This is a genomic window from Micromonospora sp. NPDC126480 (assembly GCF_040302465.1).
Classification (GTDB): domain Bacteria; phylum Actinomycetota; class Actinomycetes; order Mycobacteriales; family Micromonosporaceae; genus Micromonospora.
The window spans coordinates 356,243-374,619 of sequence record NZ_JBEORU010000002.1; the positions used below are offsets into that span (position 1 = coordinate 356,243).

Annotated in this window: 15 protein-coding genes; 10 read left to right on the forward strand and 5 right to left on the reverse strand. The window is 72.2% G+C overall.

Annotated features, from left to right (window positions below; all coding sequences use genetic code 11):
- The first annotated feature begins 54 nt into the window (after positions 1-54).
- Positions 55-342, forward strand: a complete 288-nt coding sequence (locus ABTW87_RS03220) for a hypothetical protein (RefSeq protein ID WP_350648010.1) — start codon at positions 55-57, stop codon at positions 340-342.
- Positions 343-405: 63 nt separating this feature from the next.
- Here the strand turns inward: ABTW87_RS03220 and ABTW87_RS03225 are convergent, their stop codons facing one another.
- A complete protein-coding gene (locus ABTW87_RS03225; protein WP_350648012.1) occupies positions 406-996 on the reverse strand; it encodes a TetR/AcrR family transcriptional regulator in 591 nt (196 codons plus the stop codon).
- A 128-nt stretch (positions 997-1,124) separates the two neighbouring features.
- Between ABTW87_RS03225 and ABTW87_RS03230 the strand changes: the two genes are divergently transcribed.
- From ABTW87_RS03230 to ABTW87_RS03260, 7 genes are all read left to right on the forward strand, one after another.
- Positions 1,125-2,303 (forward strand): alkane 1-monooxygenase, encoded by a 1,179-nt coding sequence (locus tag ABTW87_RS03230; protein ID WP_350648014.1) that lies wholly within the window; start codon positions 1,125-1,127, stop codon positions 2,301-2,303.
- Positions 2,304-2,433: 130 nt separating this feature from the next.
- On the forward strand, positions 2,434-2,709 hold the full coding sequence (locus tag ABTW87_RS03235) for a DUF1876 domain-containing protein (protein WP_350648015.1): 276 nt from the start codon (positions 2,434-2,436) through the stop codon (positions 2,707-2,709).
- 202 nt (positions 2,710-2,911) lie between these two features.
- Positions 2,912-5,362 carry a glycoside hydrolase family 3 N-terminal domain-containing protein gene (locus ABTW87_RS03240; protein WP_350648017.1) on the forward strand — a complete coding sequence of 817 codons (2,451 nt, stop codon included), beginning with the start codon at positions 2,912-2,914 and terminating at the stop codon, positions 5,360-5,362.
- A 110-nt stretch (positions 5,363-5,472) separates the two neighbouring features.
- A complete protein-coding gene (locus tag ABTW87_RS03245; protein WP_350648019.1) occupies positions 5,473-5,985 on the forward strand; it encodes a hypothetical protein in 513 nt (170 codons plus the stop codon).
- On the forward strand, positions 5,972-8,677 hold the full coding sequence (locus ABTW87_RS03250; protein WP_350648020.1) for a M48 family metalloprotease: 2,706 nt from the start codon (positions 5,972-5,974) through the stop codon (positions 8,675-8,677). The genes ABTW87_RS03245 and ABTW87_RS03250 overlap by 14 nt, the downstream gene beginning before the upstream one ends.
- 434 nt (positions 8,678-9,111) lie before the next feature.
- Positions 9,112-10,104: a glycoside hydrolase family 11 protein gene (locus ABTW87_RS03255; RefSeq protein ID WP_350648021.1), complete on the forward strand. Its 993-nt coding sequence runs from the start codon at positions 9,112-9,114 to the stop codon at positions 10,102-10,104.
- 156 nt (positions 10,105-10,260) lie between these two features.
- The gene (locus tag ABTW87_RS03260) at positions 10,261-11,154 is read left to right on the forward strand and encodes a GNAT family N-acetyltransferase (RefSeq protein WP_350648062.1); all 894 of its coding nucleotides are present in this window, start codon (positions 10,261-10,263) and stop codon (positions 11,152-11,154) included.
- A gap of 77 nt (positions 11,155-11,231) precedes the next feature.
- Here ABTW87_RS03260 and ABTW87_RS03265 read toward each other — a convergent pair whose 3' ends face one another.
- Entirely contained in the window at positions 11,232-13,307 is a 2,076-nt protein-coding gene (locus ABTW87_RS03265; RefSeq protein WP_350648023.1) for a cellulose binding domain-containing protein, read from the reverse strand.
- 144 nt (positions 13,308-13,451) lie between these two features.
- Positions 13,452-13,832, reverse strand: a complete 381-nt coding sequence (locus ABTW87_RS03270) for a YccF domain-containing protein (protein ID WP_350648024.1) — start codon at positions 13,830-13,832, stop codon at positions 13,452-13,454.
- Positions 13,833-13,988: 156 nt separating this feature from the next.
- Between ABTW87_RS03270 and ABTW87_RS03275 the strand changes: the two genes are divergently transcribed.
- On the forward strand, positions 13,989-14,798 hold the full coding sequence (locus ABTW87_RS03275; protein ID WP_350648026.1) for an SAM-dependent methyltransferase: 810 nt from the start codon (positions 13,989-13,991) through the stop codon (positions 14,796-14,798).
- Positions 14,799-14,828: 30 nt separating this feature from the next.
- On the opposite strand, the gene ABTW87_RS03280 is transcribed toward ABTW87_RS03275, so the two are convergent.
- Positions 14,829-15,905 carry a spore photoproduct lyase family protein gene (locus ABTW87_RS03280; protein WP_350648028.1) on the reverse strand — a complete coding sequence of 359 codons (1,077 nt, stop codon included), beginning with the start codon at positions 15,903-15,905 and terminating at the stop codon, positions 14,829-14,831.
- A 113-nt stretch (positions 15,906-16,018) separates the two neighbouring features.
- Here ABTW87_RS03280 and ABTW87_RS03285 point away from each other — a divergent pair, with 113 nt between their 5' ends.
- The gene (locus ABTW87_RS03285) at positions 16,019-16,768 is read left to right on the forward strand and encodes an Fpg/Nei family DNA glycosylase (RefSeq protein WP_350648030.1); all 750 of its coding nucleotides are present in this window, start codon (positions 16,019-16,021) and stop codon (positions 16,766-16,768) included.
- Between the two features lie 45 nt (positions 16,769-16,813).
- Here ABTW87_RS03285 and ABTW87_RS03290 read toward each other — a convergent pair whose 3' ends face one another.
- Positions 16,814-17,881, reverse strand: coding sequence for a helix-turn-helix domain-containing protein (locus tag ABTW87_RS03290; RefSeq protein ID WP_350648032.1), 1,068 nt, complete (start codon positions 17,879-17,881; stop codon positions 16,814-16,816).
- Positions 17,882-18,377 lie beyond the last annotated feature (496 nt).

Consider the following 18,377-nt stretch of genomic DNA (forward strand, 5'->3'; position numbering starts at 1 on the left):
CCCGCCGCGTCCAGGCATACCGTCAGGGGGACGGCGAAGGGATCGGAGGACATCATGAGCGACCACCGGGGCACGTGGGCCGAGCTGACGAACCGGCTCAACGCACTGGGTTTGAAGCTCAAGCTGCACGCGGAACAGGCGAAGGACGACGAGTTGTCCGACGCGCTGTCGACCCTGCGGCATCAGATCGAGGAGGCGTTCGCCGCGACCGGCCGTGCGGTCGAGGACGAGGCGGTCCGCGCCGACGTGCGCGAGGTCGCGCGGCTGCTCGGCGCGGCGGTGTCCGACTCGCTCACCCGCCTCGGCGACGACGTGCGGGAGACCGTGCGGCGCCGGGGGTAGCGGGCACTGCTGAGACGACGGTGGGAGAAGCGCCCCGACCGGTGGGCGAGGGGCGCTTCTCCCTCAGTCGAGGAAGCGTCGGGCCAGATCGGCGAGGGTGTCGGCGGTCTGCTCGACCGGTGCGAGCGGCAGCACGACGTGGCTGACGACCAACCGCGCGATCGATTCCGCGCCGACCGTGACGTCGTCGGGGGAGGTCCCCGGCAGGTGCGCCTCGGCCCACTCCCGGAGCACGGCGACGGCAGCGGCGAGGGCCAGGTCGGCGCGGGTGGTCAGGTACGGCAGGAGGGTGTCGCTGCCGCCGCGCGCGCTGGTGAGGACGGACTTGATCAGCGGGTCGGCGGCGGCCTGCGAGAGCACGAAGGTGACGGCGGCGTGGACGGCCGCCCGCGCATCTGCGCCATGGGCGAACAGGGCGTCCCGCACCCCGCCGATGAATCTGTCGATCTCACGGTGGGCGATGGCCTCGCCGAGCCCTGCCTTGTTCGTGAATTCGTTGTAGAGCGTCTGCCTGCTGACGCCGACGCGGGCGGCCACGTCCGCCATGCGCACCGCGTCCCAGCCCCGGTCGATCGCGAGGTCGCGGGCTGCGCCGATGATCGCGTCCCGCAGCTGCTGGCGTGCGTGGTCGCGGTAACGCGGGGAGCCGGCCATGATGCGGCGAGTCTAGCGTTTGGACACCGATCCTGTCCGTGCCCAGAAAGTTGACACGAACACAAGTCTTGTCAAGTCGGGTCTCTCGTGTGACAGTCGGCTCATCGCTCGATGTCTTGGAGGCGGCCATGCGGACCCCGGTCGACGCCCCATCCGTCCTCGCCGGGTGGCGGGACAGCAAGAAGTACCTGTGGCCGCTGGCTCTTCTGGTGCCGGTGCTGCCGTTCCTCGCGTACGCGCTGTGGGTGGCCGGCGCCGGATGGGCCGCCTGGTGGCTCACCCCCGCCGTCGTCTTCGGCCTCATCCCGCTCATCGACGTGCTGCTCGGTGACGACGGCCGGAACCCGCCCGACGACATCGCCCGGCAGTTGCAGGAGGTCCGCTACTACCGCTGGATCACGTTCCTGTTCCTGCCGGTGCAGTACGCCGCCCTGGTGCTGGGCGCGTGGGTCTGGACGCGCGGCGGCCTCGGCGTCGGTGGCGCCGCCGGCCTGGTCGCCACCATCGGCATCGTCAACGGCCTGGCGATCAACACCGCACACGAGTTGGGCCACAAGCGCGAGTCGGTCGAGCGGTGGCTGTCCAAGATCGCGCTCGCGCCCACCGCGTACGGCCACTTCTACGTCGAGCACAACCGGGGACACCACGTTCGCGTCGCCACCCCGGAGGACCCGGCCAGCGCGCGGCTGGGGGAGAGCTTCTACGCGTTCTGGCCGCGTACGGTGTGGGGCAGCCTGACCTCCGCGTGGCACCTGGAGATCGGCCGTCTCCGGCTGCGGCGCCGGAGCCCGTGGACGCTGCGGAACAACCTGCTCAACGCCTGGCTCCTGACGGCCGTGCTGTTCGCCGGGCTGATCGCGACGTTCGGCTGGCAGCTCGTGCCGTTCCTGCTCCTGCAGGCGCTCCTCGGCTTCTCGCTGCTCGAGGTGGTCAACTACCTCGAACACTACGGACTGCGCCGCCAGCGCAATGCCGCCGGGCGCTACGAGAAGGTCGACCCGCGGCACAGCTGGAACAGCGACCGCGTCGTCACCAATGTGTTCCTCTTCCAGTTGCAACGCCACAGCGACCACCACGCCAACCCACTGCGCCGCTACCAGACCCTGCGCAGCTTCGACATGTCGCCCCAGCTGCCGGGCGGCTACGCCTCGATGGTGCTGCTCGCTCTCGCCACACCGCTGTGGTACCGGGTGATGGATCCCAAGGTCCTGGCCCACTACGACGGGAACCCGGCCCTGGCCAACCTCAAACCCGGCGCCGAGGCCCGGCTGCGCCGCCGCTACGGCCGCCCGACCGCGGCGCGCTGACGCTCCGCGCGGCCGGGCAGCGCCTGCCGATCGGTGAGCCGGACCCGCGGGTTGGGGACCTTCTGCCCTGTCGGCCACCGTTTGCCGGCGAGAGGGTCGAGGTACCGACCACCGAGGGAGGCGGACCGAGATGATGCACACGAAGAAGTGGACGGTCGAGATCGTGATCGACGAGCACGACGACGAGCGGCGAACCCATGCCGAAGCGCGGCTGCGCACCGGAGACCGGACCCGTCTGCGCGGTGAGGGCCACGCCCGCCGCAACCCGGCCGACCGTGAGGTTCCGGAGGTCGGGGACGAACTCGCCGCCGCGCGGGCACTGTCGGACCTGGCGCACCGCCTGCTGGACGCGGCCGCCGACGACATCGAGAACCTGACCCACCGGCCGGCCCGGCTGTCCGGCTGACGGACGGCGGGCCAGGTCCGCCGCGGCAGCGGCGGGCGGTGGTTCCGCGAAGCCGGAGAGCGTACGGGCGTGGCATCATGAGGGGGAGCCGACCTCCGGGCACAGGGCACCCACCCGTCACCCACCCCGAAAGGGAATGCCCGTGCGCATCAGGCTCCGCAGATCAACGCGCCCATTCCGTACCCGTGCGGCCGTCGCCGGCGTGGCCACCGCGGTCGTGCTGTCCGCGACCGCGGTGACTCTGGCCCCGGTCGCCGCGGCTGAGTCGCTGCCCTACCAGGACCTGTCGCTGCCGGTGCCGCAGCGGGTCACGGACCTGCTGTCCCGGATGTCGCTGGACGAGAAGATCGGCCAGATGACCCAGGCCGAGCGCGCCGAGGTCAGTCCGTCCGACGTGACGACGTACCGGCTCGGCTCCATCCTCTCCGGTGGCGGCTCCGCCCCGTCGCCCAACAACGCGGCCGGCTGGGCCGACATGTACGACAGCTTCCAGCGCGGGGCGCTGGCCACGCCCCTCGGCATCCCGATGATCTACGGCTCGGACGCCGTGCACGGGCACAACAACGTCGTCGGCGCGACGATCTTTCCGCACAACATCGGCCTGGGCGCGACCCGCGACCCGGGTCTGGTCGAGCGGATCGGTCGGGCGACCGCCGAGGAGGTCACCGGAACGGGTGTGGACTGGACCTTCGCTCCGTGCCTGTGTGTGGCGCGCAACGACCGCTGGGGCCGCACGTACGAGTCGTTCGGTGAGAAACCCGAGCTGGCGACGGAGATGACCAGCATCGTCACCGGCTACCAGGGCGCCACGCTCGGCGGGCCGGCCAGCGTGCTGGCCACCGCCAAGCACTACGTGGGCGACGGCGGCACCACGAACGGCACCGACCAGGGCGACACCCGGCTGTCCGAGGCCGAGCTGCGGGCGATCCACCTGCCGCCGTTCGTCGCGGCCGTCCGCGCCGGCGTCGGCTCCGTCATGGTCTCGTTCAGCAGCTGGAACGGGCAGAAGCTGCACGGCCACCGCTACCTGGTGACCGACGTGTTGAAGAACGAACTGGGCTTCACCGGCTTCGTGGTGTCCGACTGGAACGGCATCGACCAGCTCGACGGCGCGCCCGGCTTCACCGCGGCCGAGGTGGCCCAGGCCGTCAACGCCGGCATCGACATGGTGATGGCGCCGGACCGCTGGCGGTCGTTCATCACCCTGCTGCGCGCCGAGGTGCAGGCGGGCCGGGTGCCGATGTCGCGTATCGACGACGCCAACCGGCGGATCCTGACCAAGAAGTTCGAGCTGGGCCTGTTCGAGCGGCCGCTGGCCGACCGCTCGTACGCCGGCACGCTCGGCAGCGCCACCCACCGCGAGCTGGCCCGCGAGGCGGTCGCCAAGTCGCAGGTGGTGCTCAAGAACGGCGGCGCGCTGCCGCTGCGCACGAGCAGCCGGATCTTCGTGGCCGGCAGGAGCGCGGACGACATCGGCAACCAGAGTGGCGGGTGGACCATCACCTGGCAGGGCAGCAGCGGCAACATCACGCCGGGCACGACGATCCTGCAGGGCATCCGCAACACCGTGGGGTCGGCCGGCACCGTGACCTACAGCCGCACCGGCAGCGGGATCGACTCCTCGTACGACGTCGCGGTGGCGGTGGTCGGCGAGACTCCGTACGCGGAAGGCGAGGGTGACCGGCCCGCGGGCCTGGGCCTGGACGCCACGGACCTGAACACCATCAACACCCTGCGCGCCGCCGGCGTGCCGGTGGTGGTCGTGCTGGTCTCCGGTCGGCCGCTGGACGTCGCCGCCCAGCTGCCGAACTGGAACGCCCTGGTCGCCGCCTGGCTGCCGGGCACCGAGGGGCAGGGCGTGGCCGACGTGCTGTTCGGAGTCCGCCAGCCGACCGGGAAGCTGCCGGTGACCTGGATGCAGTCGGCCGGCCAGCAGCCGATCAACGACGGCGACGGCAAGCCGCCGCTGTTCCCGTACGGTCATGGGCTGAGCTACGGGGGAGGGGTACCGGACACCACCGCGCCGACCGCGCCGACCAACCTGCGCGCCGTGGTCGACGGCACATCCGCCACGCTGACCTGGTCGCCGGCGACCGACGACGTCGGGGTACGGGAGTACACCGTGCACGAGGTGGTCGGGGCGCCCGAGCCCAGCCCCGTGTACGGCAGGACGACCACCACCTCGTTCACGGTCACCGGGCTGGTTCCCGGCGCGCCCCGGCAGTTCCACGTGCGCGCGGTCGACGCCGCCGGCAACGCGTCGCCAGCCTCGACGCCGGTCGTGGTGACCGCGGCGGACCCGACGCCGACCCCGACGCCGACCCAGGGCGGGGCGGGCTGTCAGGTCACGTACGCGACCAACGACTGGGGCACCGGTTTCACCGCCAACATCACGGTGAGCAACACCGGCACCGCCGCGCTGTCCGGCTGGACGCTGCGCTTCGCGTTTCCCGACGCGGGCCAGCGGGTGACCCAGGGCTGGTCGGCGACCTGGTCGCAGAGTGGCACGGCGGTGACGGCGACGAACGCCGCCTGGAACGGCTCCCTGCCGGCCGGCGCCGCGACGCAGATCGGCTTCAACGGCACGCACAGCGGCGCGAACCCGCGCCCGTCCTCCTTCACGCTGAACGGGGCGCCGTGCACCACCGGATGACCGCCGTGTCGGCAACCGGGAGCAGGGTGCCGCGCTGTTGCCGGTTGCCGGCAGTGGATAGCCTGTAGCCGGATCGGCGTCCATGGATGGTGCGGCCGGGGAGGCCAGCGTTGACGATGGAATCGGCACGTCCACCCACGACCGTCGAGGCCTCGGCGGTCGTGGTGCGGCTGGCTCGGGAGGTGAGCGAGCAGCTCGCCCCGGAGGAGTCGGGCGTCTTCGACGAGGTCGCGGCGGCCTGGCGGGCCGGGCACTCGGCGGGCCGGGCGCCGGGCGGCGCGGTCGGCTTCGGCATCGAGGAAGCACTGGTAAGTGCCGTCGTCATCGAGGTGGTTGCCGGGTCGCTCCGGGATCTCCTCGGTCTAGGCGCCGCTGCGGTCCGGTCCCGCTGGCGGCGGTGGCGCCGGCGGGACCGGACCGGGCCGGAGTTGGCGGGCGCCGCCGTGCCGGCGGTCGACGGTCGGATCGTTCTCACCGCGGCGCAGGTGGCCCGGCTGCGCGAGTTGTCGCGGCGGCACGCGATCACCCTCGGGCTCGACGAGGCCACCGCCGACCTGCTGGCCGACGCCCTCGTCGGCGCCGTTCACATGCCGGACACACCGCCCGACGATGACCGCTCCTGAGGACCGGCCGCGCCCGCTGCTGTGGCTGTACGGCCTGGTCGCCGTCTCGCTGAGCAGCGTCGGGATGGCGGCCGGCTTCACGTTCTTCGACGGCCCGGTGTACCGGGCTCTGCGGTACGGGATGACCGTGCAACGGTGCGAGGCGCTGCACCGGGGTTCGGCCGGCGCGCTCGGCGAATGCCTGGCGGAGCAGGTCCGGCTGCGCGGAACGGCCGTCTTCGGTGGTGCGCTGCTGCTGCTCGCCGGAACGCTGGCGCTCACCATCGTCGTCCCCTGGCGCGACCTGCGGCGCCTGCGTCGCTTCGGCCGCATCGAGGTGCCGGCCGCCGGGGAGCGGTTCGCCGAGCTGTGCCAGCGGCACGGCCTGTCGGGGCGGCGCGCCCCTCGGCTGTGGGTCGCCGGGCCGGCGGTGCGGCACGCGTTCACCACGTCACTGCCGGCCGGGCGGCCCACCGTCGTGATACCGGCGCGGCTGGCGCTCGACCCCGGTGACCGGTTCGACGCCGTCGTCACCCACGAGCTCGCCCACGTGCTGGCCCGCGACGTCACCTGGATTTCGGCCGTGCGGGGACCGGCGTGGCTGTTCGTACCCGTCTTCGCGCTGGCGAGCGTACCGATGCTCGCCCGGCCCACCCTGTCGCCGCTGCCCGTCGCGGCGCTGGTCGGTACTGCGCTGTGGGCGGCCACAGTGGCGGTGCTCGCGGCCGCCCTGCTGCGGCTGCGCGAGCACGAGGCGGACCGATACGCCGCTGGCGCGGGCGGGCAGTCCGCACTGGCCGCGTTGTTCGCGCGGGCTCCCGCCCCACACCCGGCGCAGCCGTGGAGCCGCGTCCGGCGGCTGCTGGCCCGCCATCCCGACCCGGTGGCCCGGGCTGGTGCGCTGCGGGGTGGCGCCCGTGCCTACGAGGGCGGGCTCGTGCAGGCACTGGCGGTCGGGTTCGTGGCCGGGGCCGCCATGAACACCGTCGTCCTGCTGGCCGTCGAGTTGGTCCCGCGGCTGTACGCGTGGAGCGGCGGCGCCCTTGCCGCCCTGACCGGTGCCGCCGTGCTCGCCCTGCTCTTTCCGTCGCTGGTGCGCCGCGGGCGGGCCCGGCACGCAGACCCGCAGTGGTGGCGGTCCGTGGCCGGCGCCGGCGGCGGCGTGGTGCTCGGCACCCTGCTCGTGCCGGTCGTGTTCCGGGCCACGCGGATCCCTTATCCCCTGGTGCGGCCCGGCAGCTCGGGCCGGGCGGTGCTCGCCGTGGCCGTGCTCGGGTTGACCGCCGCCGGTGTGGTCGCGTTGGCCGCCAGCGTGGCGGAGCTGGCGGCCCGGAGCGACCGGGCCGTCCACGGGCGCCTCGCGGTGGGCGCGAGCGGCCTGGCCGCCGTCGCCGGCCTGTGGCCCGTCGGGCTTACGGCCGCGGCGCTGGACGACACCGGGAACCTGCGGCACATCCTCACCTACGGGCTGGCCCGGTACGCCTGGCCGGCCCTCGCTCTCGGGCTGCTGGTGGTGTACGCGCTGCTGTCCCGGCGGCAGGTGCCCCGCGGGCGCCGGCCCTGGCTGGTGGCGCTCGCCACGGCGACGGTCGCCGGCGTGGCGGCGATCCTGGTGCAGCCCGCCAGCTCCGGGTTGACCGACCAGCTTCGGGCCCAGCAGCAGCGGTGGTGGATCTGCGCCGCCGCCGGCGTGGTGGTGCTCGTCGTGGTCGCGCTGAGCACGCCGTGGCCGTACGGCTGGTCGTCGGGTGTGCTCGCCGCGACCGCGACCACCGCCGCGGCCACCGCGGCGCACTACGGCCACGGGTGGCTGACCGGACGACCGGCCGAGCCGGACCTGTTCGCGGCGGACGTCGCGGTCGCGCCGGTCTGGCTCGGCTGTGCCACGGTGCTGCTGGCGGCGCTGCTCGTGCCGCTGGCCGCCCGGTGGCGCGGCTTCCCGGCACCCGTCCGGATCCACAGGTTGACCGGCGCGGGCACGGCGGTGTCGGTGACCACCGCCGTGGCGGTGGCCGTCGGCGTCGCCGGTGTACCCGGCGGCGTCGCCGAGAACTCCCGGCAACGTCAGCTTGCCGCGCTCAGCGAGCGGTACGCCCCGGCCCGGCGGGTCCTGACGCCGCAGCAGGCCGAGCGCGTGGCTCAGTCAAGCGTGCTGGTGATTCCGCTGACCTGGAAAGTCGCCGACAGCGGTTCGCCGGAGCCGGGCATCGTGTCGTCCGGCGTGTCGGTTTCCGACCCGGCGTGCGAGCCGCTGGTCCGGGAGAGCTTCCTGGCTGCCGGCGCCGCGCACCTGCGGGCTACTGGCATCCGGACCTACACCAGTGACCCCGGCGACGGCGGGCTCACGTACACGGATGTGACGGTCACCGTGCGTTCGTACGACGCCCCGGTCGGCGAGGCGATCCTCGTCGCGGCCCGCGATGCCCGTCGCGCGTGCCCCGCGTTCACCCTGGACGAGTCGTCGACCGCTCTGAAGTTCCAGGTCCGGGCCGCGCCGCCACCGCCGTTCGGCGAACTCAGCTGGCGGTACGACAGCACGATGAGCGCCACGGTCGCCGGCTACGCGTTCACCGGCACGTTCGCCTACGCGATGCTGGCGGTCGGGTACTCCGTCATTACCGTGTACATGTCGGCCCAGCAGGAGCCGCTCGACGAGGAACTGCTGCGACGCATCCTCGCCACCACCGAACACACCCTGCTCCGGCTGGGTTGACGGCCGGACGGCCGCTCAGCTGTCGAGCAGCCTGATCCGGAAAGAGTCCGGAAGTTTCGGCATCATCGCCTTGGACATCGACCTCGATCGGGCGATTGATCGAATTGACCCGGAGTGATGATCGGCCTCTGAAGCCTCATCTACCTGCTCGGATACTCTTTGGGCGGTGCCGTGCCGCCCGTACCTGCTTCCCACAACATTTCCGGAACTTGTTGACACGCGTTCCGCGCGAGCCAATACTGACGCCATCGACGCTGCTCAATCACTGTCGATGCCACCGCGACCCACCCCGCCGGTCGTCAGCGGATGACCGGCCCACCACCACCGGTGGTGCGACGCCGACCCGCGGTCGCCGTCACCAGGCGACCGACGGCCCCGCGGCTCGTACCGCACTGCTGGCCCCACACCAGCCGTGACAAGGAGGAAGCACGCCCATGACCGACACCCCCGTCCCCGCAACGAGGCGCAGACGCCTCCGGATGCTCCTCGGCGGCGCCTGCGCCGTAGCGCTGATCACCGCCGGCACAACGGTGATCCAGGCCAGCCCGGCCCACGCCCAGACCGTCACCTCGAACTCGACCGGCACCCACAACGGCTACTTCTATTCGTTCTGGAAGGACAGCGGCAACGTCTCCATGACGATGGGTGCCGGCGGTCAGTACAGCACCCAGTGGAGCAACGTCAACAACTTCGTCGCCGGTAAGGGCTGGAATCCCGGCAGCCGCCGGACGGTCACCTACTCCGGCACCTTCAACCCGTCCGGCAACTCGTACCTGACCTTGTACGGATGGACGAGAAACCCGCTCGTCGAGTACTACATCGTCGACAGCTGGGGCAGCTGGCGGCCGCCGGGCAGCGGCTACATGGGTTCGGTCTCCAGCGACGGCGGCACGTACGACATCTACCGGACCCAGCGGGTCAACGCGCCCTCGATCGAGGGCACCCGGACCTTCTACCAGTACTGGAGCGTCCGGCAGTCGAAGCGGGTGGGCGGCACCATCACCGCGGGCAACCACTTCGACGCGTGGGCCCGCCACGGCATGAACCTCGGCAACCACGACTACCAGATCATGGCCACCGAGGGGTACCAGAGCAGCGGAAGCTCGAACATCACGGTGGGCGCCTCCACGCCCGGCCCCGGCCCGACCACCCCGCCCCCGGGCGGTGGCTGCACGGTCAGCGTCAGCCGGGGCCAGGAGTGGAACGACCGGTTCAACGTGAGCTTCTCGGTCAGCGGCACCAACAACTGGGTCGTCAGCATTCAGACCCAGGGCGGCCAGAGCCTGCAGAACAGCTGGAACGCGTCGATCAGCGGCACCAGCGGCACCCTCACGGCGCGCCCGAACGGCAACGGCAACAACTTCGGTATCACGCTCTACAAGAACGGCAACAACACCACACCGACCGCGAGCTGCGCGACCGGCTGACGTGTCGACCGGGTGGGGTGCCGACGGTGGGCGGCACCCCAACCCGCTTCCGTCGCCCGTGGCCGGCTGCCGGTCCGGGGGAACGACGCCTCCGGCCCGGGCGGAATTCGTTACCGCTCCCGCGGCGCGGCCGTGTTTGATCAGCGTGTGGCAGTCGTGTTGAGCACACCAGGAGTCGACCGGCTGAGCGAAGCCGTGCAGGTGCTGCGGGGCTGGCAGCACGACGGGGCGCCGGTGCACCTGCACCCCGGGGACCTGGGCTGGCACTGGCGGTTCGGCCGCGAGGCGACGGCCGCGGCGGTCCGGACCTGGAGCCGGGACGGACGCGTCCTCGCCGTCGGGCTGGTGGACAGTCCCGAGCTGCTGCGCCTGGCGATCGCGCCGGACGCCGGACACGACGAGGAGCTTGCCCGCCAGATGGTCGCCGACGTCAGCCGGCCGGAACGCGGCGTCCTGCCGGCGGGGACCGTCTACGTCGAAGCGCGATCCGGCGCCCGGTTCCGCGAACTGCTGGCCGAGAACGGGTGGGATGCCGACGAGCCGTGGACACCGCTCCGGCGCGACCTCGCGGAGCCGGTGGCGGGCTGCGGCCTGCGGATCGAGGTGACCGGCCCGGAGCGGGCCCACGTGCGGTGCGCCGTCCAGCGGGCATCGTTCGACAGGTCGACGTTCACCGACGAGCGCTGGCACGCGATGGCCGCCGGAACGCCCTACGCCGACGCCCGTTGCCTGGTCGCCTACGACGACCGGGACACGGCGGTGGCGGCCGTGACGGTCTGGTCCGCCGGTCCGGGCAGACCCGGCCTGCTGGAACCGATGGGCGTGCACCGCGACCATCGCGGCCACGGCTACGGTACGGCGATCAGCCTCGCCGCGGCGGCGGCCCTGCGGGAACTGGGCTCGTCGAGCGCGATCGTGTGCGCCGAGAGCTCCAACGCCGGTGCCGTCGCCACCTACCGCTCGGCCGGCTTTCAGCAACTCGACGACGTGCGGGACCTGCGCCGGCACGCCCAGGACGCTTCCCCGGGGCCCTCGCCCGCGGCGGAGTAGCCCCCGCCGCACGCTTCCTGGCCATTGCCATCGGGGGGTCGGGGCATCCCCGTCACGGGACGCCCCGACGTCCACCACTAGAGCGTCGTGCAGACCGTTCCGTTGAGCCGGAAGACACTCGGCAGCACGTTGGGGCCGCCGTACCCGCCGACGAAGCCTGCCGAGGTCGCGCCGCCACCGGCCGCGAGCTCGCCGTTGTGCTTTACATTCGTCACCCGCACCGCCGAGCCGTCCTGCGACCAGCTGCCGTTCCACCCGCTGTCCACCCGCTGCCACCCGGTGGGCCAGTCGAACGTGAGAGTCCACCCGTGGATCGCGTCCGGGCCGGTGTTGGCCACCTCGATGTTCGCCACGTACCCGTTGCCCCAGTCGGTGGCGACGTTGAACCGCACGGTGCAGGTGCTCTCCGCCGGGCTGCCGGTGACGAACGTCAGCGGTGGCGACGACCAGGAGATCCGGCCCGCCGTGTCCCGGGCCAGCACGTTCACCGTGTACCGGGTGCCGGGGCGCAGGTTCCGCACGGTGAACGAGGTACCGGAGGTTTCCCCGAGTTGCTCGCTGACCGCGCCGTGCTGCCGGTACACCTCGTACTTGGCGACGGGGTCGGCCCCGGCCCGCGACGCCGGCCAGCCGATCGTCGCCGTCTGGTCGGTCACCGCGCTGGCGACCGGCTGTCCGGGCGCGGTGGGAGCGCCGGTCACCGTGCCCGCGCCCCGCGTCTCGACGACGGTCAGCGAGTACGGCGGCAGCGTCTGGCTGGTCGCCGTCCCCTTCCGGGCAGTGGTGACGGACGTGTCGCCGTTGGCGTACGTGTGCACGGTCGGCGCCGACGCGGCCGGCGTGAAGCCGGCGTAGTCCAGCTCGACCACGTACCCGTTGTCGGGGTCCTTGTTCAGCAGCAGCACCGCGACGTCCCCGTTCGGGCGGCGCACCGCGTGCGCGGTGACCAGCGCCCGGTCCGAGCCGGCGCGGATGAACTGGTCGCCGGTGTCGATGAACCTGCCCATCAGGGACAGCCCGTGGTACGGCGCGAACGGCGTGTTCATCGGGGGCTGGCAGACGCTGTTGTCCGTCGTGCAGTTGCCGCTGGAGAGCAGGCCGAAGTCGCCGTAGTCGGTCTGCCCGGCCACGGTCGACACGGTGCCGATGCCGTTGTGCACGTTCCACCACTGGACGGTGAAGACGCCGTTGGCGAGCAGGCCGCTGTAGGCGTCGGCGAGGAAGAGCGCGCCCGGCAGGGTGTTCTGGCCGACGCCCACGTTGAGTTCGGTCAGGCTGATCCCGATGCGGGCGGCGTACGCGCCGGCGTACTCGGCGATCTGCCGCCGGGCGAGGTGGACGGCGTCGACGATGTGTTCGGTCCTGGCCACCGCCTCGGCGGCGGTGCTCCCGCCCGGGTACCAGTGCAGGTCGACGAAGTCGATCTTCGAGCCGGCGAGCGAGAGCACGACCTGGTTCCAGCTCCCGGCGTCGCCCTCGGCCACGATGGCGTCCGGCCAGTTCCCCGGCATGGTCAGCACGGCGCCCACCTTGATGGTCGGGTCGACCGCCTTCATCGCGTCGGCGTACGCGACGACCTCCGCGGCGTACTGACGAGGGCTCTTGTCGGCGTGGTCGTCGGCCTCCCACTCGGCGCCGTAGTGGCCGTTGCCGTAGTTCTCGTTGCCGATCGTCCAGTACGTGACGCCGTAGCCCTTTGTCACGTTGGCGTAGCGCACCCAACCGGCTGCCTCCTCGGCGCTGCCGGTGCCGTAGTTCGCCACGACCATCGGCTGCGCGCCGGTGCGGCGTACGCCGGCCATGAAGGTGTCGAAGTCGGTGCCGGGCGCCACGTAGCCGCCCGGCGCGGTGTGGTCCTCCCAGTGGTAAATGTCCGAGTAGGAGCCTCCCGGGTACCGGCGCATCTGCACCCCGGCCGCCTTGAGCAGGTCGGACACGGCGGTGGTGCCCAGCTGCGCGTCCCAGATCGCGTCGTTGACGCCGAGGGCGGTGTCCGGCACGGTCGCCAGGCCGGCCTTCGTGTTGACGGTGACGGTCACCGGCACGGCGTCGGCGCCGGCGGCGGGTTGATGGACGAGGGTCAGGGTGCCGGCGAGGACGAGTACGGCCGCGGTTGCCAGGCGGCGCGGGAGCCTACGGCTGAGGGGTCTCATGGGGGATCGGTCCTCCGGAGCATGGCGCATGGACGGATGACGATCGAGAGTTGCCCTCGCCCTCGACCACGGCCGGCTCGAACCATGAGCAGTATCGATGGACCGGACCGTGCCGGCAAGGCCACGGCAGAGTTCCGGCGCGGTTCAGGGTGCCTCGACCACCTCCCGGCCGAGCGGCCAGAACGCGGCGGGGACGAGCTTGAAGTTGGCGACGCCGAACGGGATGCCGATGATCGTGACGCACAGGGCGACGCCGGCGACGATGTGGGTGAGCGCGAGCCACCAGCCGGCGAGGAGGACCCACAGGATGTTGGCCACGCCGGAGGCGACGCCCGCGCCGGGCTTGGGTACAAGGGTGCGGCCGAACGGCCACAACGAGTAGCCGGCCAGGCGCAGGGACGCGACGCCGAACGGGATCGTGACGACCAGCAGAAAACAGATCAGCGCGGCGACGCCGTAGCCGACCGCCAGCACGAAGCCGCCACCGAACACCAACCACAGCAGGTTCAGCAGGAAACGAATCACCGCTCCAGCGTGACCGGTGGGCGCCACCACCGTCGACCCGCAGGCCCGCGCACGGCGGCACCGCGCCACCGCCTACGCGATCCGCGGTACCACGTCGACACCGCGGCACCGTTAGGCTACGAGCTTGACGCCGCAGGGCCTGCAGGGGAGAAGAGCGTGTCGCAGCACCGAGCCGAGCAACCGGTGGAAGAGCTGACCTCCAAGTTGGACACGACGGTGCCGCATTCGGCCCGGGTGTGGAACTACTGGCTGGGTGGCAAGGACAACTTCGCCCCGGACCGGGCGGTCGGAGACCAGGTCCGGGCGGTCTTCCCGGAGATCGTCGAGGCGGCGCGGTACTCGCGGGCGTTCCTTGGCCGGGCGGTGACGTATCTCGCCGCCGAGGCCGGCATCCGCCAGTTCCTCGACGTCGGCACCGGGCTGCCGACCGCCGACAACACCCACCAGGTCGCCCAGCGGATCACGCCGCAGGCCCGCATCGTGTACGTCGACAACGATCCGATGGTTCTCGCGCACGCCCGGGTGCTGCTGACCAGCAGCCCGGAGGGAGCCACCCAGTACGTCGACGCCGACCTGCGGGACGCGGAGAAGATCGTGCGGGAGGCCCGCGCGACGCTCGACTTCGACCAGCCCATCGCGCTGATGATGCTTGGGGTGATGGGTCACGTCCAGGATCCGGGCGAGGCGCGTGCCATCGTCAGCGCTCTGGTCTCGGCTCTGCCGCCCGGCAGCTACCTCACGATGTCCGACGGCACGGCCACCAGCGAGCGGGTCATCGAGTCGCACCGGCAGTACAACGAGAGCGGTGCCGTGCCGTACCACCTGCGCGAGGTCGCCGACTTCACGGCGTTCTTCGACGGCCTTGAACTGGTCGAGCCGGGGATCGTGCCGCTGGGCCACTGGCGCCCCGACGGCGTGCCGTCGGCCACGGTGGACGGCTACTGCGGGGTCGCCCGCAAGCCCTGACCGGGCGGACCCACCCGGCGGGCCGAGGCCCTAGAAGGCGTACCGGATCCGGCAGTACGGCGCACGGGCCGCGATCAGCTCGGTCAGCGCGGCGACGTAGCGGCCCTTGTGCCCGGTCCGGTAGCGGACGTTCCAGCCGCCGGTCTGCGAGCGTTTGGGCCGCTGGAGGTCCGGGCGCCAGAGCAGCTCCTCGGCCTTCGGGTGCCAGCCGAGGTTGACCTCGTGCAACCGGTCGTTGTGGGTGAGGAAGATGACCTCGGCGGCGAGCTGTTCCCGGGCCCGGGGCCCGATGCCGGAGTCGAGCTGGTCGAGCAGCTCCGCCCAGTCGTCGAGCCAACCGTCGCGTACGACCACGGGGCTGAAGTTGACGTGCACCTCGTAGCCGGCGGCGACGAAGTCGTCGATGGCCGCGATCCGCTCGGCGACCGGTGACGTGCGGATGTCCAGCAGCTTGGCGTCCCGGGAGGGCATCAGCGAGAACCGGATCCGGGTCCGCCCGCGCGGGTCCCAGTCGAGCAGGTCCCGGTTGACGTGCTTCGTGGCGAAGCTGGCCTTCGCGGTGGGCAGGTCGCGGAAGCACCCGACCAGGTCCCGGACGTTGTCGCTGATCCGGGCGTCCAGCGAGCAGTCGGAGTTCTCACCGATGTCGTAGACCCACGCCTGCGGGTCGCACTGGTTCGGGGTGGGCTTCACACCCTGCCGCGCGACGTGCCTGGACAGGTAGCCGGTGATCCGTTCGATGTTGGCGAAGACCGTGATCGGGTTGCTGTAGCCCTTGCGTCGCGGCACGTAGCAGTAGGCGCACGCCATGGCACACCCGTTTGCGGTGGACGGGGCGATGAAGTCGCCGGAGCGGCCGTTGGGCCGGGCGGTGAGCGACTTCTTCACCCCCAGCACGAGGGCCTCAGTCTTGATCCGCACCCAGCGGGCCACGTTCGTCTCGTCGCCGTACAGCTCCGGGATGCGGGTGTGGCTGTCGATCTCGATCCGCTCCGCGTCCGGGAACCGGGCCAGCACCTGCTGGCCGCGCGGAAGCGCGGCGGCCTCCGGCTCCAGGAAGATCCGCCGGATGTCGAGCAGCCGGGTCTGCGGGACGACATCGGTCACGAACCACTACAACTCCGTACCGATCGCCTTTCTTCCCCCGGTGACCGAGGTTTCTCCCCGAGCGTGCCGGGTATCCGCCGCCGTGCCCGCCGTGTCCGACCCACGCCGCTGACGTGCCCGAAGGGCACCTCATCCACCGGTACGCCCGCGAGCAGCACGCCGCGCTCGCCGGGCAGGTGCTGGCCGTCTCCAGCCCGCAGGGCCGCTTCGACCTCGGGCCGTACGACGGGCGGCGGCTGCACGCGGTCGAGGCGTACGGCAAGCACCTGCTCTACCACTTGGACGGCAGCCCGACCCTGCACGTGCACCTCGGCATGCGAGGCCTGTTCCTGCGCCACGACGACCCGGCCACCGCGCCGCGCTCCGGGGTGCGGATGCGGCTGGCCGGCAGCGCCGTCGCGTACGACCTGATCGCCCCGATCCGGTGCGAGCCCTTTCCGGGCGACCGCGAGCGGGCGCTGCGCGACTCGCTCGGGCCGGACCCGCTGCGCGCCGACGCCGACCCGGCGGAGGCGGTGTCCCGGCTGGCCGGCGTGCGGGGCGCGGTCGGCGCCGCGGTGCTCGACCAGGGCGTGTGGGCCGGGATCGGCAACGCCTGGCGGGCCGAGTTGCTCTTCCTCGCCGGTATCGACCCGGACATGCGGGGCGTCGGGCCGGAGACGGCCCGGCGGCTGTGGGACCTCGCCGTGCGGTACCTGGCCCTGGGCCGGGACGCCGGCCAGGTGGTCAGCGACCCGGCGGCGCCGGACGAGCGGTGGGTGTACAAGCGGCAGACGTGCCGGCGCTGCGGCACCCCGGTACGGGTGTGGGAGCTCGGGGCCCGGTCGGCCTACGCCTGCCCGGTCGACCAGCCGTGCGCGTGACGGCTGCGGGCGAAGTCGGGCACGGGCCGGGCGTCGCGCTCGCCGTCAGGCCCGCTCGACCTCGCGCAGCATGAGCGCCAGACTCTGCGACCGCCGCTCGGCCGGGAGCGCGTCCCACGCTCGCCGGGCGTACGCGACACCGCCAGCCTTGTCGCCGGCCTTCGCCATCGTCAGCCCTCGGTGTAGCTCGATGTGAGTGGCGAAGCGCGGAAGGCCCGCCGGCCGTGTGCGGTCGGCTTCCTCCTGGGCTTCGCTACCGGGGCCCGACATTCCGAGGCGGGCATACAACATGCTCCGGAACGTCGCCATGCGCCACGGCGGGACGGCGGTGTCGGAGACCTCGCCGTCCGGCGACGCGACGTGATCGAAGACCCGACGCGCCTCGGTGTCGAGCGCGACCGCGCCGGCCTGGTCGCCGCGCCCGGCAGCAACGTGCGCCCGTGCCATGAGCGCCTGGACGCGCCCAAGCGACGGCCGGTCGGACAGCGCGACGGCCTGGTCCGCGTACCGGCGCGCGGTCGACAGCGCTGCGCCTTCGTAGGCGAGCGCGATAGCCGCTCGGCCCCGGACCCACACACGCACGGCAAGATCGTCAGATCGGTCCGCTGCCGTCGCCGCCAGGTCATACCACCGGATCGCCTCGGCAGGGTTCGGCGTGGTCTTGCCATAGGTGACCAGCGCCCGCGCCGCGTGCGACCACATGGCGGGCGTGTCCAGGTGCTGCTGAAGGATCACGAGGTCGCTCGCCAGGCGGGCCTGGAGCACCGCCGCGCCTACGGCCATGTAGTCCCGGCCATACTGGTCGACTCGCTCGCGCCAGTCGTCCTCAGCGGTTCGGCCGTGCAGCGCGGCGCTGAAGCCGGCCCGGATCAGCTCGCCGGCCACGACCGGGCCGACAACGCCGGCCGCCAGACCCAGCACCTGTCGACGGTTCACGTCGCCCTCCCCGAGCGCGCGCGCGTAAGCGAGCACGATGTCAGCAGTAGCGGCCCGCCGGCCAGCCTCGACGTTACTCAGGTGCGACGCCGAGTAGCAGGTACGCGCTGCCACAGAGGCGAGCGTGACGCCGGCCTCAGACCGAGCTTGCCGGAGCTGCGCGCCGAGATCGTCCACAGGTCCCCCGGATGAAAGCCTCTGAAAACATCGACCTCCTTCTGAGCGTAGTCCCCTGATCGCAGGCTGAAGGCACGCGGCGTGAGCCGGTGGAGGACCCGAGACCCGCCGGTCGCGCTTCGGGGCCGCCTTCCTTGGGGCGGAGGCGGCCCTTTCCAACACGCGAAGGAGGTCCCGCCGTGCGTCTGCGTTTCTGGCGTTGCAACCCTGAGCCACCCCCGCTTCCCCGGCGCATCCGAGGCGCGAACCTACCGGCCGCGCTCTTCGCGCCGACCCGGCCGCTCCCGGCTGTCCAGCCGGGCCGCGCCGGCTGGCTGACCCTGGCCCAGCAGTGGCGCGCTGACGGCGGGCGCATCGCGCCAAGGATGCGCTGATGTCTCGCCGGGCGGTCCCTCACACCCGGTTGCGTCCACGGAAGTGGTGTACGACTTGCCCGTGATGGGCGTGTTGCGTAGATAAGAGACGGCCATCGCGTCGATCCTTCAAGACGACCAAG